We start from the raw sequence: 15,858 nt of genomic DNA, 5'->3' as shown, positions 1-15,858 counted from the left end.
TTCATCAGTTCAATTTAAATTGTTTTACAATATGCATTAATCTATCTGCAAGTTCTGTCATTTTATTGGCTTCCGCAGTTACATTTTCTATATTAGCTGTTTGCTCTTCAGTTGCTGCATTTATTTCTTGAACAGATGCATTAATATTTGTTGCATTTTCTGACAATTCTGTCATTGCTGTAGCAATTTCATCAATAGATGCTGTTTGCTCTTCAACACTTGCAGCTATACTTTCTAATCTTGCCGTAATATCTTTTATTGCTTTTAATATCTTTTCAAGATTCTCACCAGCTTCATTTGATAGTTCAGACCCTTCTTTAACTTTTTCATTAATAATATCTGATACATCCATAGCTTCTTTTGAAATTATTTGAACACCTTCTACTACTTCTCTTATCTCATCTGCTGCTTTTCTACTTTCTTCTGCTAATACTCTTACTTCATCAGCAACCACAGCAAATCCTTTCCCTGCTTCTCCTGCTCTTGCCGCTTCTATTGCTGCATTTAATGCAAGAAGATTTGTCTGTTCTGCTATATTTGCTACAGTATCAACAAAATCATTTATTTTAGTTGCACTTTCATTAAATTTTTGAATTACCTTTTCTATTTCTATGGTTACTTCTGTTATTTCTTTCATTTTATCTATAGATTTTCTTACTGTGTTTCCAGCATTTTCTGCCTCATCTGTAGAAACATGTCCAAATTCTGCTGCTTCTGTTGCATTATCTGCTATTAATTTTGTAGCGGAAGAAATTTCTTGTACTGAAGCTGTTGTTTCTTCTACTGCCGCTGTTATATTCTCCATTTCGGTTGAAATATTATTTACTGATATAGTTATTTCTTGTAATGATTCTGCTGATATATTCATTTCATCAATAATTTCTTTCATAGAAGTCGTCAATGTAACACTTTCACCTTTTAATTGCTTCATATCTTTTATTAATTGAACATGCATTTCCTTAAATATTGCTATTAATTGTCCAAATTCGTCTTTCGACTTTATTTCTGGAATTTTAACAGTATAATCTTTTTCAGATAATTTCTTAGCATATTTCATTAATATATTTAATGTTCTCATAATTGCATTTATTAATATTATTGAAACAAGTATACCAAAAATCAAAGAAGAGATAATTATTATAATTCCAAATATTTTTGATTTCTCTATTAGTGAGAAATTGTTATTGATAAATTCATCAGTTTTATTATCAATCTCTTTTTGAAGCTCATTAAAAGAAGTTATTGCCTTTTTTCCTATAGTTTGAAAATTTTCAACATCATTTTTTATGGTTTCTACAGAATTATAATTTTTCAATAAATTTAAATATGCTGAAATATCATCTACAGCTTTTTCTTTTATTGAATTTAATTCATTGTCTAAATTCATACTTGATATATTATCTATCACTTCTTGTATTTTATTTTCTGCTTTTAATTTTAAGTTTTCATCGTTAAATACCAAATACTCAGCTACCATTTTTCGTGCTTCCATAAAATTAGTTGCATAAAATGCTATATTTTTCATATGAGTTATATATTTTTCATTCATTTGTTTTTCATTTTCAGAAATAATAGAAAAAGAATGGTTACTGATAAGAAACATAACAAACTGAGAAATTAATAAAATTCCTACTAATAACCGTATTTTGTTTCTTACACTCATTTTACCCCCTCCTTTTCAATACTTGTTATTTTTTATATAGCATTCAAAATTAAATTTCGCTAAAATTCAAATATACAATTCATTTAATACCTCATTACAAGAAAATTATATCAAAAAAGGTGAGTTTTTCAAAACTCACCTTTATCTTTTAATTGACTTACTATTTCTCTAATATCATTTATTTTATCTTCTTTTGCAACTAATAACCCATTTTCTGTATCGATTATAATAATATTTTCTAACCCTACAACACCAACATTTTTATTTGATTTAACAAAAACATTCTTACTCTCTACTAAATGAACATTTTTTTTATTATCAGAATAATCTTCCATTTCTCTTACAGAAACCCAATTACCAACATCTGACCATTCGTATTCAGCTTTTACTGTATATACTTTATCAGATTTTTCCATTAACGCATAATCAATACTTATTTTTCTCATTTCTGGATATTTGATATGTAGCTCTTCAATATTGTATGGATCTAAATTTATCATATCGTTGTATATATCTTCATTATACTTTTTCATCTCTTCTAAAAACACATCTTTTTTCCAAAAAAACATACCGCTATTCCAATAATAATTACCACTTTTAATATATTCCAATGCCGTTTCCATATTCGGCTTTTCCCTGAAACTTTTTACTTTCATTATGTTTTCTTTTAATTCTTCCCCTGCTTCTATATAACCATACCCCGTTTCTGGTCTAGTTGGATTTATCCCCATAGTTATTAATCCATTATATTTTTTTGCTGCATAAATCCCTTTTTCAACTGTTTTCCAGAATTTTTCTTTATTAGGAATATAATGATCTGCTGGTAGAATAAAAACAACTTCATTCTCCTCTGCTACCAATGTTCCTAAAAAACATGCAGGCGCAGTATTTTTTGCTACTGGCTCTAATAATACATTTTTTTCATCTAATTCTGGCAACTCTTTTAATGTTTCTTCTTTATACTTTTCTGCTGTCACAACAAAAATATCCTTGGGCTCTAATTTATATGCTAATCTTTCAAAAGTTTCTCTTATAATTGATTTATCAGAAAATATTTTCAGAAATTGTTTTGGTTTTTTTGATGTGCTTAACGGCCAGAATCTTTCCCCAGAACCTCCTGCTAAAATTATTGCTTTCATTCTTTTCCTCCTTCAAAAATTATTTTTCCTCTATTTAAAACTTTACCTCTTTCATTAACCCATGTCGGTTCAATATTCCCATCGTAATAATTAGTAACTTTAGTATTCTCTAAATCAACATCATTACTTCCATCTACATAAATATCTATTTTATTCTCTTCAAATTCAGAATTTTTAATGTTAAATTTTTTATCATTTGAAGAATTAAAAACTTTTATAGCTTTTTCATTATTGATAAATTTAGATAAATTAATTTCAAATGATGTTTTATATATATCTACTGACACTTTATTATTTACAAATTCTGTCTTTAAAATATATAAACTATTATCTTCCACAGATTTTATCGTAGTAAAATTGTTTTTAAAAGAAGAATATGCTATATATAAATCTCCTTTATTACTGTTTATTGATTCTCTACTATTCAAGAAATCTGAGGTTTTTATTTTTATATTAGATTTATAATTATCTATATCTAATTGTGAGTCAGCTATTGAAAGATTGTATAAATAAGCCTTAGAATTATAAAAGGAAAATGTTGTTACATTATCAAAAAACAATGAATTTTTTATTTCTATATCGCTATTTACAATCTCAAAACCTTTCTTATTATCAGAAAATATTACATTATACGCTGTTCCTTTATAACCGTTTACATATATACCTATATCACAATTTTTTATAACTAAATTATATAGATCGAAATCTTTTTTTACAAAAATTCCTATATTTGCATTATATATTTCAATATTCTTCAAACTTCCATTATTTAATATAATTCCTTCAAATTTATCTTTCACTGGTTTAAAAACCAATTTAGAATTATTATCTTTATATTTTATAGGACCATCTATTGATATACGCCTTTCGGGAAAAACGTATATTAACACTCTACCTTCTACTTCAACATTTTTTAAAGATACATCTTCAGAAACAATATAGGGTAAATTTGTAGAATTTAAAGTCCCATCCAAACTAGTATATAATTTTTTATTATATAAGAAATTGTCCATTAAATTAATTTTAATCATCTCTGTTTTTAAGCCTTTAAATTCTCTCCATAATGTTAAAGTTCCTTCTTTAGTTAAATCTTTTAATGGAACATCTATTCTTAGCTTATTACCAGAAAAACTTCCTTCATCTTTATAATCGTCAAATTGGATCTGATAAAAACTATATTTATAGTCTTTTAATAACTCAATTTCAAATGTTCCTGTTTCCGGATTATCAATGCTTTTTATAACGGGTAATTCTGGTTTTGTTATTTTTTTATATATTTCTTTATTAAATTTTTTATCAATATATAATATAAACTTATATTCTTTTCCTGGAAGAAAATTTGAAAATGTGAACCTATTTAATTTTTTTACATTTATAGTTGAAATCACATTATTTTCATCATCAATAATTTTTAATTCACATGTATTTGTTATAAATTTATTTTCAAATTCAAAGGTTACATCATTTTTGGATTCTTTAATTTCATATTTCGGATATGGATTTAATTCTAATTTTATTGGATCTGACTTATTACCTAATTCATCAACAGCAAATATTGTGGCTTCTTTACTTAAGGTATCCATTGAAAACTTATCTGTTTCATAAATAGCTGTACCTTCATTTGTTACCAATATATATTTTGATTTCTCACTTGATTGAATATCTACATCAAACATTCCATTGTAAAATAAGGAAATTTTATTTATTTTAGGTGGTGTCGTATCTAAATATATTTTTTTAATCCAGAAAATATTTTTACTTAATTGTATAATTAAATCATTTTCACCTTCAACAAAGTTATTTACATTATAATCTTTACCGTTTAAAATTATTTTCTCATAACTTATATCAATATTTATTTTTTTCGTATTTATTTTATCAGGAATATATGATAATTTTGGTTTCTCAATTTCTATTGATTTTCCTTTATATCCACTAGAATATATAGGGATTATTTTATATTTTACTTTATCATATGTGAAGTTATCTCTATATTTAGGCTCCTTTATAGTATCAATCAATATATTATTTTTATATATTTCATATTTTACAGGATCTATCATCTTATGCTCTATATCTAATGTAATTTCAATATAATTTTTTATTTCCATTTTATAATCTGTAATTTTAGATAATGGTGCTTTTATATTAAATACTTTTTCATATATTTTTTTACCCTGTAAATATGCAGAAATAAACAATTCACCATTATCATATGGTGAAACATATAATTTATAAGTAGATAATGTAGTTTTATACTCTTTACTATTAAATTTAATTATCCAATAATCCATAATATAGTTTTTAGCATTTAAATATACGTATATTTTATCATAATCTTTTCTTTCAAAGCTCGTTTTTATAATCGGCTTTTCAATATTAATTTCATAATCTAACTTACTAAACGAAAAATATGGAACCTTAATTTCCATATCTTTCTTATTTTTCCCTAAAAAAATAGTAATATTATGTTTTCCTGGAAACATGCTAATATATATATTTTTAGAAATTACATAATGTTTACCATTAAATGCCATTTCGAAATTAAAGTCTTTCATATTATCCGGCAAATTCAAAAAAATATTTACTTTAACTGGTTTAAAAGCTACAAAAAATAAAGAGAATAATGCGATTATTATTAAAAAGATATATCTCTTTTTCATATATTACCTCCAAAAAAGGGGGAATAATTACCCCCTTTATTAAATTTCTTCCCCAATTATATATACTATTTCTAAATATTTATTACCATATTGATCTACCTTTAATGCAACTTGGAACCATAATAATACATCTCTTAAATATTCTCCACTTTCATTATATAATAATTCTTTTCCATTTTCTGACATTTTTTTACCTTTTACAGTTCCATCCTTATATTTTACATATAAATAAGCATCTGATGAATATCTAAATGGTTCTACAAATTTTTGAGTAAATAACCTATGAGTTGCAGGCTCAAAAGAAACTAATTTACCTCCATAGAATGTCCAGAAATATATTGTCATATCTTCAGGTTTTTGAATAAATTTCTCTTTTGTAATATTAATATTTATTTTTAGATCTGGAGAAATATATGCATTGTTAGAAGTTTTTAATTCTCCTAATTTTTCAACAACATCTTTCCAATAATTTATAAATTCATGACTTTCATTTTTGTTTACATTATAATATTCATTTTTATAATTTTCCAAAAATTTATTTAAAGAGTCTAATGTAGCATAATTTCTTTCAGCATTTAATCTATCCATAACTTTAAAATATTCTGCTGGTGCTCCTAAATAATCTGGCTTTATTATTTTAGTTCTATATATATAATCTACTGATGTTTTAAATAATACACCTATATTATTTGGAATATCCTCCGCATTTACTTCTTTATATAATTTTTTATATTTTTCTGGAATACCTGGCAATTCCTTTTCAGCAAATTCTCTCATTTGATCAATAGTTTCAACATTTACTGTATACCATTTTGCTTTTACGTTTTTTCCATCTATTTTAAATTTATCTGATAATTTCAAATTATCTGGAATTTTAATCTTTCTCCAATTATTATGTATAGCATTAACTATCCAAACCCCTGTATCATCTTTCTTTATTTCTCCTGAACTTAAAAACTCATAGGTTTTTTTATGTTCATCTTTTTCTGCTAAATACTTATAATTCATTGAAAACTCTTTTCCTGAATATATATCATCATTATGTCCAACTAATATTTTTTTATCTGATGTATTTTCAACAATGTTTTCCACATAGTATTTGGTATTTACTAAAACTTTAGAATTATCCAAAGTAACTACTTCATCGTTATCTATGTTATATTTTACCACATCATTTGAAAATTTATATGGAGATATAGCCTTTATTACACCATTAACCGGCTTCTTAATTAAAAATAATATAGGTTCTCCTTGAATACTTGATTTTGGCAAATAAGATACCATGTTATTTAATGTTCTAACAGGTATTAAATCATCATCACTTACTTTCATAGGATTATCGCTAAATATGAAAGACAACAATGAATAAAAATATGATCTTGTTATATTTTCATTACCGTCAAAAGTATTATCACCTTCAAAACAAGATAATTTTATTATCGGAACAATTTTTTCTTTTCCATTTTCTTCAATTTTTGTTAAGAAATATTTTTCAAATACTGAAATATATCCAACATCACTTGGTGATGTAACGCCCATTCCACTTCCTAATCTAGCATTTAATTCTTGAGCATATGTTACTAAATTTGCATTTTTAGTCATTGGTAAATAATATCCATAATTCCAACCATTATTTAAAGCTTTTACTGTAAAAATCTTCACTATAGCCTTTATTGCTTCAGATTTTGTAACTTTTTCTAATGGATTACTGCTATCTAATAACGGATATCCTATTTTACTAATAAAATATTCATTTGCATATTTAAAATATCCATAATTTCTTGAAAAATCATAACCATTTTGTGTATAGGCTTTTTCCATATTTGTTTTTATATCCTCAAAAGCAGGTGAAGATAACGGATATTTATTTAAAACATCTTTTTCCAACCCAAGAATTCTTATTGCAGAAACAGCAATTTCATTAGCATACACATTGTCATTGGGATAAAATTCATATGAAAATCTTGAATCAAATTTTGTAATATTTGTTTCTGAATCGAGATTTTCATATAAGCTTAAATTAAGCAAATATTCAATATTTTCTGGTAAGTCCTTTAATGAATTTTGAGTATCAAAAAATAACACAGGTTGTTTAGGAGAATTTACAGAAAATACAGCAATAGAAAATAATAATACTAAAAAAATACTAAATTTTCTCACAATAACACCTCCATAATAATAAAATTAAAATTTAAATAGTTATTATTCAATATTATTTTTCTATATGATTTATTATATACCTAAATAACTAAATAATTTTTATATTTTATATTTATAAAAAATTTTATTATCTTTCTATATAATTATCGTATTTATTTTACTAATCTTTAACTTTTAAAACAAATAAATTTCATCAAACAACTTTATACAAGTGACAAAAAACTATTTTTATTAATAATTCAATTTTTGAACTATTTGTTTTTTAAATAGTCTAAATAATTGACTATATATAAAGGAGTGATTTTTATGAATTTAGATTTTAAAGATGCCTTTGAATCAACTTTTGATTTTATTTCTAACTTTACTAAAATTATTTCAGATTTTTCCGAAGCAGAAAAATTAAAGACTTTAGAATTTTATGTTGTTTTGTATATTGGACTAAAAGGGCCACAAAAAATGTCTTCTTTAGCAGAACATTTTTCTACAACTAAAAGTAATATTACAAACATCATCGATAATTTAGAAAAAAATAATTATGTAAAAAGGATTAGAAATAACTTAGATAGACGAGTTATATTAATTGATTTAACAAATAAAGGAAAAACTGTTTTCAATGAAACGTTAACCAATTTCAAATTGATGTTTGAAGACTTTATGTCTCGTGTTTCAGATGATGATTTCAAAATTATTTCAGAAGGATTTAATAGAATAATTAAAATTTATAATAATTTGAGGAGTGATTAATATGGTACTTATTACTGGTGCAACCGGGCACATTGGGAATATATTAGTAAAAAAATTATATGAATTGGGTGAAAAAATAAGAATTTTTGTATTACCAAACGATGACGTAAGTATTTTTGATGTTATGAATATAATCTAAGAACTTTATTTGAAAGTTTAAAAGATACCATTACGTGGATACAAGAGTATTATGGATTGTCAATAAAAAAAGAGGTGTAAAAATTACACCTCTTTATAATAACTTTGATTTTTTAGTAATTGTTCTTCTGGCACGTCCTTGTAAATCTTTGCAGGGCTTCCTATTACAATTTTTCTTGCTGGAACATTTTTTGTAACCACTGAACCTGCAGCTACTAACGCATCTTCACCTATTTCAATTCCTGGTAAAATTGTAGAATTCGCACCTATTCTTGCTCCTTTTCTTAATGTTGCACCTTTAAAATATTTTTTTCTTTCTTCTGTTCTACCTAAAAAATTATCATTTGTAAATGTTACTTCAGGTGCAACAAAACAATAGTCTTCTATTGTAGATAATGCTGTAATATATGCATTTGTTTCTATTTTTACCTTTTTCCCAATTTTAGTTTTATTTTCTATAGCAACTCCTCTACCTATAATGGTATATTCACCTATTTCCACATCTTCTCTGATACTTGCCAAATCTCCAACAAACACAAAATCATTTAATTTTGCACCTCTATATACAACACAATTAGCTCCAACAGTTACATACTCTCCTATTATTAATGGTTCTAATTCTTTTTCTTGCGTTACTGCAGAATTTGAAGCTTTAAATGGTTTCTTACCTAACACTGTATTATCTACAATAACACTTCCCTTTTTTATAATAGTACCATTTTTAATAACAACATTATTTCCTAATTTTACATTTTCTTCTATAATAACATTTTCTTCTATTTCAATATTATGTCCCATTTCAACTGTATAATCAATTTGTGCATATTCAGAAATCATTCTTTCACCTTCTTAAAATATTCTTTCATTTCTTCTGTAGAAAATTCAAATGGAAATTTAACAGGTTTTCCTTCCTTCGATGATTTGTAAATAGCTAAAACTATTTCAACTGCTCTTTTTCCATCTTCACCAGAAACATATGGTTTTCTATTATTTACTATTGAATCATAAAAATCTCTATATAATGGCACATGACCAGCACCATATACAGTATCAGGGTCCGGTAAATTTTGAAATGGATGTGAATCTTCGTTTTCAAATCTCCATGTTTCTATTTTATTCACTGCAAGACCACCTATAACTACAGTGCCTTTTTCACCAAATACCGATAATGTTTCTTCTAAATTTTTTGGATATACATTTGCTGTTCCTTCAATTATACCAACAGCACCATTTTTGAATTTAACAATAGCGCTTCCAAAATCTTCTGCTTCTATATATGGATGATTGAAATTTTCAATTCTTCCTGTTATTTCTTCTATTTCTCCAAAAGTCCATTGTAATAGATCTATCCCATGAGTACATTGATTCATTAATGTACCGCCATCAAGCTTCCATGTCCCTCTCCAGGGAGCTTGTTCGTAATATGATTTATTTCTATTCCATCTAATTGATATTTGACCGTGTAATAAATTACCAAATTCACCATTTTCTAATTTCTTTCTCATTTCTTGAATTGGTGGATTAAATCTATTTTGGAAACACACTCCTAATTTTAAATCTTTTTCTTTTGATAATTGAATCATATGATCCATATCTTTTGTTGATAATGCCATTGGTTTTTCAACTAAAACATGTTTATTATTAGTCATAGCATCTATAGATATTTGATAATGATAACCACTTTCTGTTGCTATAGTCACCATATCAATATCTTCTCTTTTTATTACTTCATTATAATCGGTGTATACTTCGGGTCTTTTTAATCCTGCATTTTCAATGATATTAGCTATATTTTCCGCCTTTTCTTTTACAGGATCAACTACTGCTACGAGATCAAAAAATCCTTTATTTTTTATAATTGCTTCTGTATGTTTTTTTGTTGCAATTCTTCCGCATCCAATTAAAGCTAATCTAATCATCAGCACATCTCCTTTATATTATTATAACAATATAACTTTTTCTTTATTCTTTTCTATGTTTTTAGTTTTATTTTTCGTATCAAATAAGAATGATGCATGTTCTAATACAAACTCATAATCTATATTAGAATGTGCTGTTGTTAAAACAACGGCATCTACACTTTCTAATAATTCTTTTGTTAATTCAACACTTTTATATTCTTTACCTTCATGAGTAAATTCAGGAATATATGGATCATGAATTATAATATCTGCATGTTTCTTTTCTAAATGTTCTATAACCTTTAATGCTGGAGATTCTCTTAAATCATCAATGTCATTCTTATATGCTACACCAAGCAATAACACTTTTGCTCCATTTAAACATTTCTTCCTGTCATTAAGAATATCCTGAAGTCTTGAAACAACATATTCTGGCATAGCATCATTAATTTCTCCAGCCATTTCAATTAATCTTGTATGATAATCTACTGCTCTTGCTTTGTATGTTAAATAAAATGGATCTATTGGAATGCAATGTCCTCCAACACCTGGCCCCGGATAAAATGGCATAAATCCAAATGGTTTAGTAGCAGCTGCGTCTATAACTTCCCATATATTAATTCCTAATTTTTTAGCAACAATTGCCATTTCATTAATCAATGCAATATTTACTATTCTAAATGTATTTTCTAATATTTTTGCCATTTCTGCTTCTTTTGGTGAAGATACTGCAAAAACTTCTGCTTCTAATACACTTTCATATAATACTTTTGCATGTTTTGTACATTCCTCAGTTACACCACCAACTACTTTTGGTGTATTTTTTGTTTTAAATCTTAAATTACCTGGATCTACTCTTTCTGGCGAGAATGCTAAATAAAAATCTTTTCCTACTTTTAACCCTGTTTTTTCTAAAATTGGTAACATTACTTCTTCTGTAGTTCCTGGATATGTTGTACTTTCTAAAGTAATTAACATATCCTTATGTAATCTTTTTGCAACCTCTTTTGTAGAAGCTACTACATATTGCAAATCTGGTTGCTTGAATTTATCTAATGGTGTAGGAACACAAATCATTACAGCATCACAATTTGCTAATTCATCAAAATTAGTAGTTGCCTTTAATTTTCCATCTTTAACCAATTTATCCAATTCTTCATTTACAACATCACCAATATAATTAATACCTTTATTAACCATTTCTACCTTATTCTCTTGAACATCAAATCCTATTACATTATATCCTGCTTTTGCTTTTTCTACTGCTAAAGGTAATCCAACATATCCTAAACCTATAACACCTATTTTAGCTGTTTTACTTTCAATTTTTTCCATTAAACTCATTTCCATCCCTCCATATTTTAATATTATTTTATTTTTCATTCACTGAGTGAATTATATCATATTTATTTTTCTCTGTCAACAAAAAAAGTGCCTTTCGACACTTCAGACTGTTGACAAAATAAAATATGAAAAAATAATATGAGTGAAGCCATGTATATTATTGGAATTCAAAAATAAAACGAGTGAAAATTAGAATATTTTTTTATTATCATATAAGAAAATTTATAAAAATAATGTGATGAACCATTGAAAATTCCCGAGAAAATTCGAATGGAGCAGGTCAATTTTGCACGGATGCAAAATTGAGTGAAGCCGAACACGGATGTGAGTCTGATACGACCTGCTAGAATGAGAATTTTCGAGAACTCAGAATTTTCACCTGGTGAAGAACATTATTTTATAATTTTCTTCGTTTTTTTCAAATCAGCAATCAAGCGTTTGAATGAGTTTTATTTTGATTCCTATTTTGAGAATAAGAATTTTCACCTTGACAAAATATTATTTTGAATATTTTGTTTTAATTTTGTTTACAAAAATAAGTGCCTTTCGGCACTTATTTTTCAATTTTAGATACTCTTTGAATAAAAACATCTATAATTTTTTTAAATTCTTCAAATTCTTCTTTTGAATTTCTCAAAAAAGAAATTCCATCTTCTGTTATTCTATATATTTTCTTTGAAGGGCCAGAATCTGTTGTATCCCAGTCAGTAACAACAAGTCCCATATCTTCTAATTTAGCTAATGTTCTATATAAATTTCCCATTTGCCCTATTCCATTTAAAATAACTCCAAAGTCAGATAATTTATTTGCAATTTCATACCCATGTGCAGGCTGTTCTGCTATTATTAAAAGAACAAAGGATTCTATCCAACCTCTTCTAAATCTCCCCTGACCTCTTCCGTATCCTGGCATATTAAAACCTCCAAAACCATTACAAATCTCTAAATTATATAAAAGAATGCAACCTCGTTTAATACCTTATTTATTATATCATATTTATATAAAAATAAGAAAATTTATAAAAATAATGTGATGAACCATTGAAAATACCTGAGAAAATTAGAATGGATGATATATATATATCAATATTCAAAGGCACTATCACCAATAAACTCTCTTAAAACAGAAATTCTTGGTACTTCGTTAATTGCTGGAAGTGGTAAAAAATAATCTAAAAATCTTAATAGCCTTTTTGCTTCTGTATACTCCGGTAATGTATTATCTATTTCCAATAATAAAGGCTCCGCAAATAATTTTAATATAGGCAATTCATATATTAGATATGAATTAAACATTACATCTGCTTCTTCCTGATATGGAAAGATATTTTCTTCCTCACCTTTTCTAACCTCTGGCCATAATTGTAACGTTCTTAATGCAGTCGCTCCCCTAAAATTATAATCTCTAACTATTCTTCTAATTAATCTTGTATCTGTAGTTGGAATTCTATTCATTTCATCCAAATTCATTTGTATTAAAGCACTAACATACACTTTGAATTTTTGATCTCTTGGAATACTTTCTGTAAGTTTTTCATTTAATCCATGAATTCCTTCTATAATGATAGGTTGTTTTTTCCCTACCTTAACCTTTTTTCCTGTCCATTCTCTCTTTCCAGTAACAAAATTATAATATGGTAATTCAACCTCTTTTCCTGCTATTAAATCCTTTAAATTTTTATTTAACAAATCAAGATCTAAAGCTCTCAATGATTCAAGATCTTTTTTACCATCAGAAGTCAATGGAATTTTTTCGTAATCCATATAATAATTATCCAATGAAATTTGTAGAGGTTCCTTACCATGAACTTTTAACTCAAGGGCTATTCTTTTAGCACTTGTAGTTTTTCCTGAAGACGATGGCCCTGCTAAACATATCAATCTGACATTTTTCCTTTTATTTATTTCATCTGCAATATTTGCATATTTTTTTTCGTGTAAAGCTTCGGAAATTCTAATTAATTCACCACTCTTTTTTACTCCTTTAGCTATTAATGAGTTTAACTCTCCAACACTTTTTATATTTAATATATCAAGCCATTTTTTATACTCTATAAATGTTGCTGATAATTTTGGTAATGGTTTAAATTCTGGTATTTTATCTGGACTCATATTTGTTGGATGCAATAATATAAAGCCTTTCTCGTATGGAATAATGTCAAATTTATCTATATATCCTGTTGATGGTGGCATATATTCATAAAAATAATTTATATATTCTCCACATTTATATACCTTTACTGTTGTCTTTTTTCTATACTTAAATAATAGTGCCTTATCAAATTCACCAACTTCTTTAAAATATTTTATAGCATCAAATTTACTTAATGTAATTTTTTCAAATAAAAGATCTTCTTCAATAACTTTTTTCATTTCATTTTTTAATTTCTCAATATTCTTCTCGGTGTTTCTCATACCTTTTATTTCAAAATATAATCCCGGACCAATAGCATGATGTACTACCAAATTACCTTTTTTATGCAATCTTTTTAAAGATATATATATTATGAAAAGTAAAGCCCTTCTATATATTCTCATACCTTCATTAGAAGTAATATCAACAGGTTTTGCATATCCATTATCTTGTATTTTTTTCCATAATTCTTTTATTTCATTATTAAATTTTATAGCTAATACAGTATGTTTATTATTTTTTTGAATTTCTTCTGCAACCTTAAAAAATTGATCACCTTTCTTTACCTTAATCTCACCATAATCTGTTTTTACCAAATAACTCATCTTTTCACCCCTTTTCCAAAACTTATAGTTTTATTAAAATAAATAGGTATAGTGATGATATTAATAAGCCCAAAATAGCTATTTTCATACCAAATTTCATGAAATCAATAAACTTAATTTTTCTATTAAAATTATTTTCAATCATACCAACTATAACCATATTAGATGCAGCACCACTAATAGTACCATTACCTCCAAAACTTGCTCCCAAAGCAACTGCCCACCATAATAATTCACTATGAGGAAAAGTTCCAATTAACGCCTTAACAATAGGTATAAATATAGTGACTACAGGAACTGCTCCCATAAAAGCTGCTAATATTCCTGCTCCCCATAATACAATTAACAATAAACTATAAGGATGTGAAATAAAATTATATATCAAATTTGTTACATCTTCTATAACATGAACATCTTCAAGTGCTTTTACTATAGCAAAAAGACCTACAAAGAAAAATAATGTATCCCATTCAACTTCTCCAGAAATCTCATCAAAATCCTTTTTTGAAATCATAAGCATTACCGCTCCACCAGTTAGCGCAATTAATGCTGCTTCATAATCTAAATATTCATGAATAAAAAATCCTATAATAACTAATATAAAGATGAATAATCCTTTTTTTAATAAACTATGATCGACAATAGCTTTTGCAGGATCTGCTTTCATTACATTATCCAATTTTTCTTTTTCTACTAATTTTAATTCTTTATGAATAGATAAAAAATATATTATTAACAAAAAAAGTGCTATTAATGAAGGTATGGACATTATGAATAAAAATTCCAAAAAACTCGTTCCAGATGCACTTCCTACTAAAATATTTGGTGGATCACCTATCATAGTTGCAGTACCACCTATATTAGCAGCAAAAATCATAGGAAATAAAAATGTTTCTGGTTTAATATTTATCTCCTGACATATATAAATAATAACTGGAGAAAATAATAACAAAGTAGTTACATTATCCAATACACTAGATAACGCAGCTACTACTATTAAGGTAAAAACAAATATAGATACAACATTCCCTCTCGATTTTTTTACAATATATATTGCTATTGCCTGAAACAAACCTGTTGTTTTAAGTATTCCTACAACTATCATCATCCCAAGAAGAATACCTAATGTATTAAAATCAATAAAATCCCCCACATTAGAAACACGCAAAGTATCAGAAACCTTTACTAAAGAAACTAATAACCCCATACTAAAAGCAATTACTGCCTTATTTCCTTTTCCAAATATAATTAAATAGTAAGTAAAGAAAAAAATTATTAGGGCTATAATTTTAGCAATCATATACTCCCCCCTCATGCGTAATTAAATTATAGAAGATTATTAATATTATGTCAAGTAAACTTTAATT

At 26.2% G+C, this 15,858-nt stretch carries 12 protein-coding genes; 2 read left to right on the top strand and 10 right to left on the bottom strand.

Features of this window, described 5'->3' with window-relative positions; genetic code table 11:
- Positions 1–4: 4 nt before the first annotated feature.
- The 4 genes from ACZ5CK_RS00715 to ACZ5CK_RS00700 form a co-directional block, all read right to left on the bottom strand.
- Positions 5–1,663, bottom strand: coding sequence for a methyl-accepting chemotaxis protein (locus tag ACZ5CK_RS00715; RefSeq protein ID WP_464581992.1), 1,659 nt, complete (start codon positions 1,661–1,663; stop codon positions 5–7).
- 128 nt (positions 1,664–1,791) lie between these two features.
- Entirely contained in the window at positions 1,792–2,802 is a 1,011-nt protein-coding gene (locus ACZ5CK_RS00710; RefSeq protein ID WP_464581991.1) for a mannose-1-phosphate guanylyltransferase, read from the bottom strand.
- The gene (locus tag ACZ5CK_RS00705) at positions 2,799–5,465 is read right to left on the bottom strand and encodes a hypothetical protein (protein WP_464581990.1); all 2,667 of its coding nucleotides are present in this window, start codon (positions 5,463–5,465) and stop codon (positions 2,799–2,801) included. The genes ACZ5CK_RS00710 and ACZ5CK_RS00705 overlap by 4 nt, the downstream gene beginning before the upstream one ends.
- Positions 5,466–5,504: 39 nt before the next feature.
- Positions 5,505–7,625, bottom strand: a complete 2,121-nt coding sequence (locus ACZ5CK_RS00700) for a hypothetical protein (RefSeq protein WP_464581989.1) — start codon at positions 7,623–7,625, stop codon at positions 5,505–5,507.
- A gap of 306 nt (positions 7,626–7,931) precedes the next feature.
- Here ACZ5CK_RS00700 and ACZ5CK_RS00695 point away from each other — a divergent pair, with 306 nt between their 5' ends.
- Both ACZ5CK_RS00695 and ACZ5CK_RS00690 read left to right on the top strand, forming a co-directional pair.
- A complete protein-coding gene (locus ACZ5CK_RS00695; RefSeq protein ID WP_464581988.1) occupies positions 7,932–8,369 on the top strand; it encodes a MarR family winged helix-turn-helix transcriptional regulator in 438 nt (145 codons plus the stop codon).
- Between the two features lies 1 nt (position 8,370).
- Positions 8,371–8,508, top strand: a complete 138-nt coding sequence (locus tag ACZ5CK_RS00690; RefSeq protein WP_464581987.1) for a hypothetical protein — start codon at positions 8,371–8,373, stop codon at positions 8,506–8,508.
- An 83-nt stretch (positions 8,509–8,591) separates the two neighbouring features.
- Here ACZ5CK_RS00690 and ACZ5CK_RS00685 read toward each other — a convergent pair whose 3' ends face one another.
- From ACZ5CK_RS00685 to ACZ5CK_RS00660, 6 genes are all read right to left on the bottom strand, one after another.
- Complete coding sequence (locus ACZ5CK_RS00685) at positions 8,592–9,344, bottom strand: acyltransferase (RefSeq protein WP_464581986.1); 753 nt, start codon at positions 9,342–9,344, stop codon at positions 8,592–8,594.
- Positions 9,341–10,426 carry a Gfo/Idh/MocA family protein gene (locus ACZ5CK_RS00680; protein ID WP_464581985.1) on the bottom strand — a complete coding sequence of 362 codons (1,086 nt, stop codon included), beginning with the start codon at positions 10,424–10,426 and terminating at the stop codon, positions 9,341–9,343. Before ACZ5CK_RS00680 ends, ACZ5CK_RS00685 begins: the two co-directional genes overlap by 4 nt.
- 21 nt (positions 10,427–10,447) lie before the next feature.
- On the bottom strand, positions 10,448–11,752 hold the full coding sequence (locus ACZ5CK_RS00675) for a nucleotide sugar dehydrogenase (RefSeq protein WP_464581984.1): 1,305 nt from the start codon (positions 11,750–11,752) through the stop codon (positions 10,448–10,450).
- Between the two features lie 553 nt (positions 11,753–12,305).
- On the bottom strand, positions 12,306–12,665 hold the full coding sequence (locus tag ACZ5CK_RS00670) for a PadR family transcriptional regulator (RefSeq protein ID WP_464581983.1): 360 nt from the start codon (positions 12,663–12,665) through the stop codon (positions 12,306–12,308).
- Between the two features lie 170 nt (positions 12,666–12,835).
- Positions 12,836–14,491, bottom strand: coding sequence for a uridine kinase family protein (locus ACZ5CK_RS00665; RefSeq protein WP_464581982.1), 1,656 nt, complete (start codon positions 14,489–14,491; stop codon positions 12,836–12,838).
- Positions 14,492–14,513: 22 nt separating this feature from the next.
- Positions 14,514–15,791, bottom strand: coding sequence for an ArsB/NhaD family transporter (locus tag ACZ5CK_RS00660; protein ID WP_464581981.1), 1,278 nt, complete (start codon positions 15,789–15,791; stop codon positions 14,514–14,516).
- Between the last annotated feature and the right edge of the window lie 67 nt (positions 15,792–15,858).

It is taken from the genome of Marinitoga okinawensis (genome assembly GCF_055387075.1).
Note: the sequence above shows the minus strand (reverse complement) of the source record. Positions and strands in the feature narration are given on the sequence as shown.

Coding starts and splice junctions, on each gene's coding strand:
- ACZ5CK_RS00715 (WP_464581992.1), bottom strand. CDS start 1,663: ATGAGTGTAAGAAACAAAATACGGTTATTAGTAGGAATTTTATTAATT.
- ACZ5CK_RS00710 (WP_464581991.1), bottom strand. CDS start 2,802: ATGAAAGCAATAATTTTAGCAGGAGGTTCTGGGGAAAGATTCTGGCCG.
- ACZ5CK_RS00705 (WP_464581990.1), bottom strand. CDS start 5,465: ATGAAAAAGAGATATATCTTTTTAATAATAATCGCATTATTCTCTTTA.
- ACZ5CK_RS00695 (WP_464581988.1), top strand. CDS start 7,932: ATGAATTTAGATTTTAAAGATGCCTTTGAATCAACTTTTGATTTTATT.
- ACZ5CK_RS00690 (WP_464581987.1), top strand. CDS start 8,371: ATGGTACTTATTACTGGTGCAACCGGGCACATTGGGAATATATTAGTA.
- ACZ5CK_RS00685 (WP_464581986.1), bottom strand. CDS start 9,344: ATGATTTCTGAATATGCACAAATTGATTATACAGTTGAAATGGGACAT.
- ACZ5CK_RS00680 (WP_464581985.1), bottom strand. CDS start 10,426: ATGATTAGATTAGCTTTAATTGGATGCGGAAGAATTGCAACAAAAAAA.
- ACZ5CK_RS00675 (WP_464581984.1), bottom strand. CDS start 11,752: ATGAGTTTAATGGAAAAAATTGAAAGTAAAACAGCTAAAATAGGTGTT.
- ACZ5CK_RS00670 (WP_464581983.1), bottom strand. CDS start 12,665: ATGCCAGGATACGGAAGAGGTCAGGGGAGATTTAGAAGAGGTTGGATA.
- ACZ5CK_RS00665 (WP_464581982.1), bottom strand. CDS start 14,491: ATGAGTTATTTGGTAAAAACAGATTATGGTGAGATTAAGGTAAAGAAA.
- ACZ5CK_RS00660 (WP_464581981.1), bottom strand. CDS start 15,791: ATGATTGCTAAAATTATAGCCCTAATAATTTTTTTCTTTACTTACTAT.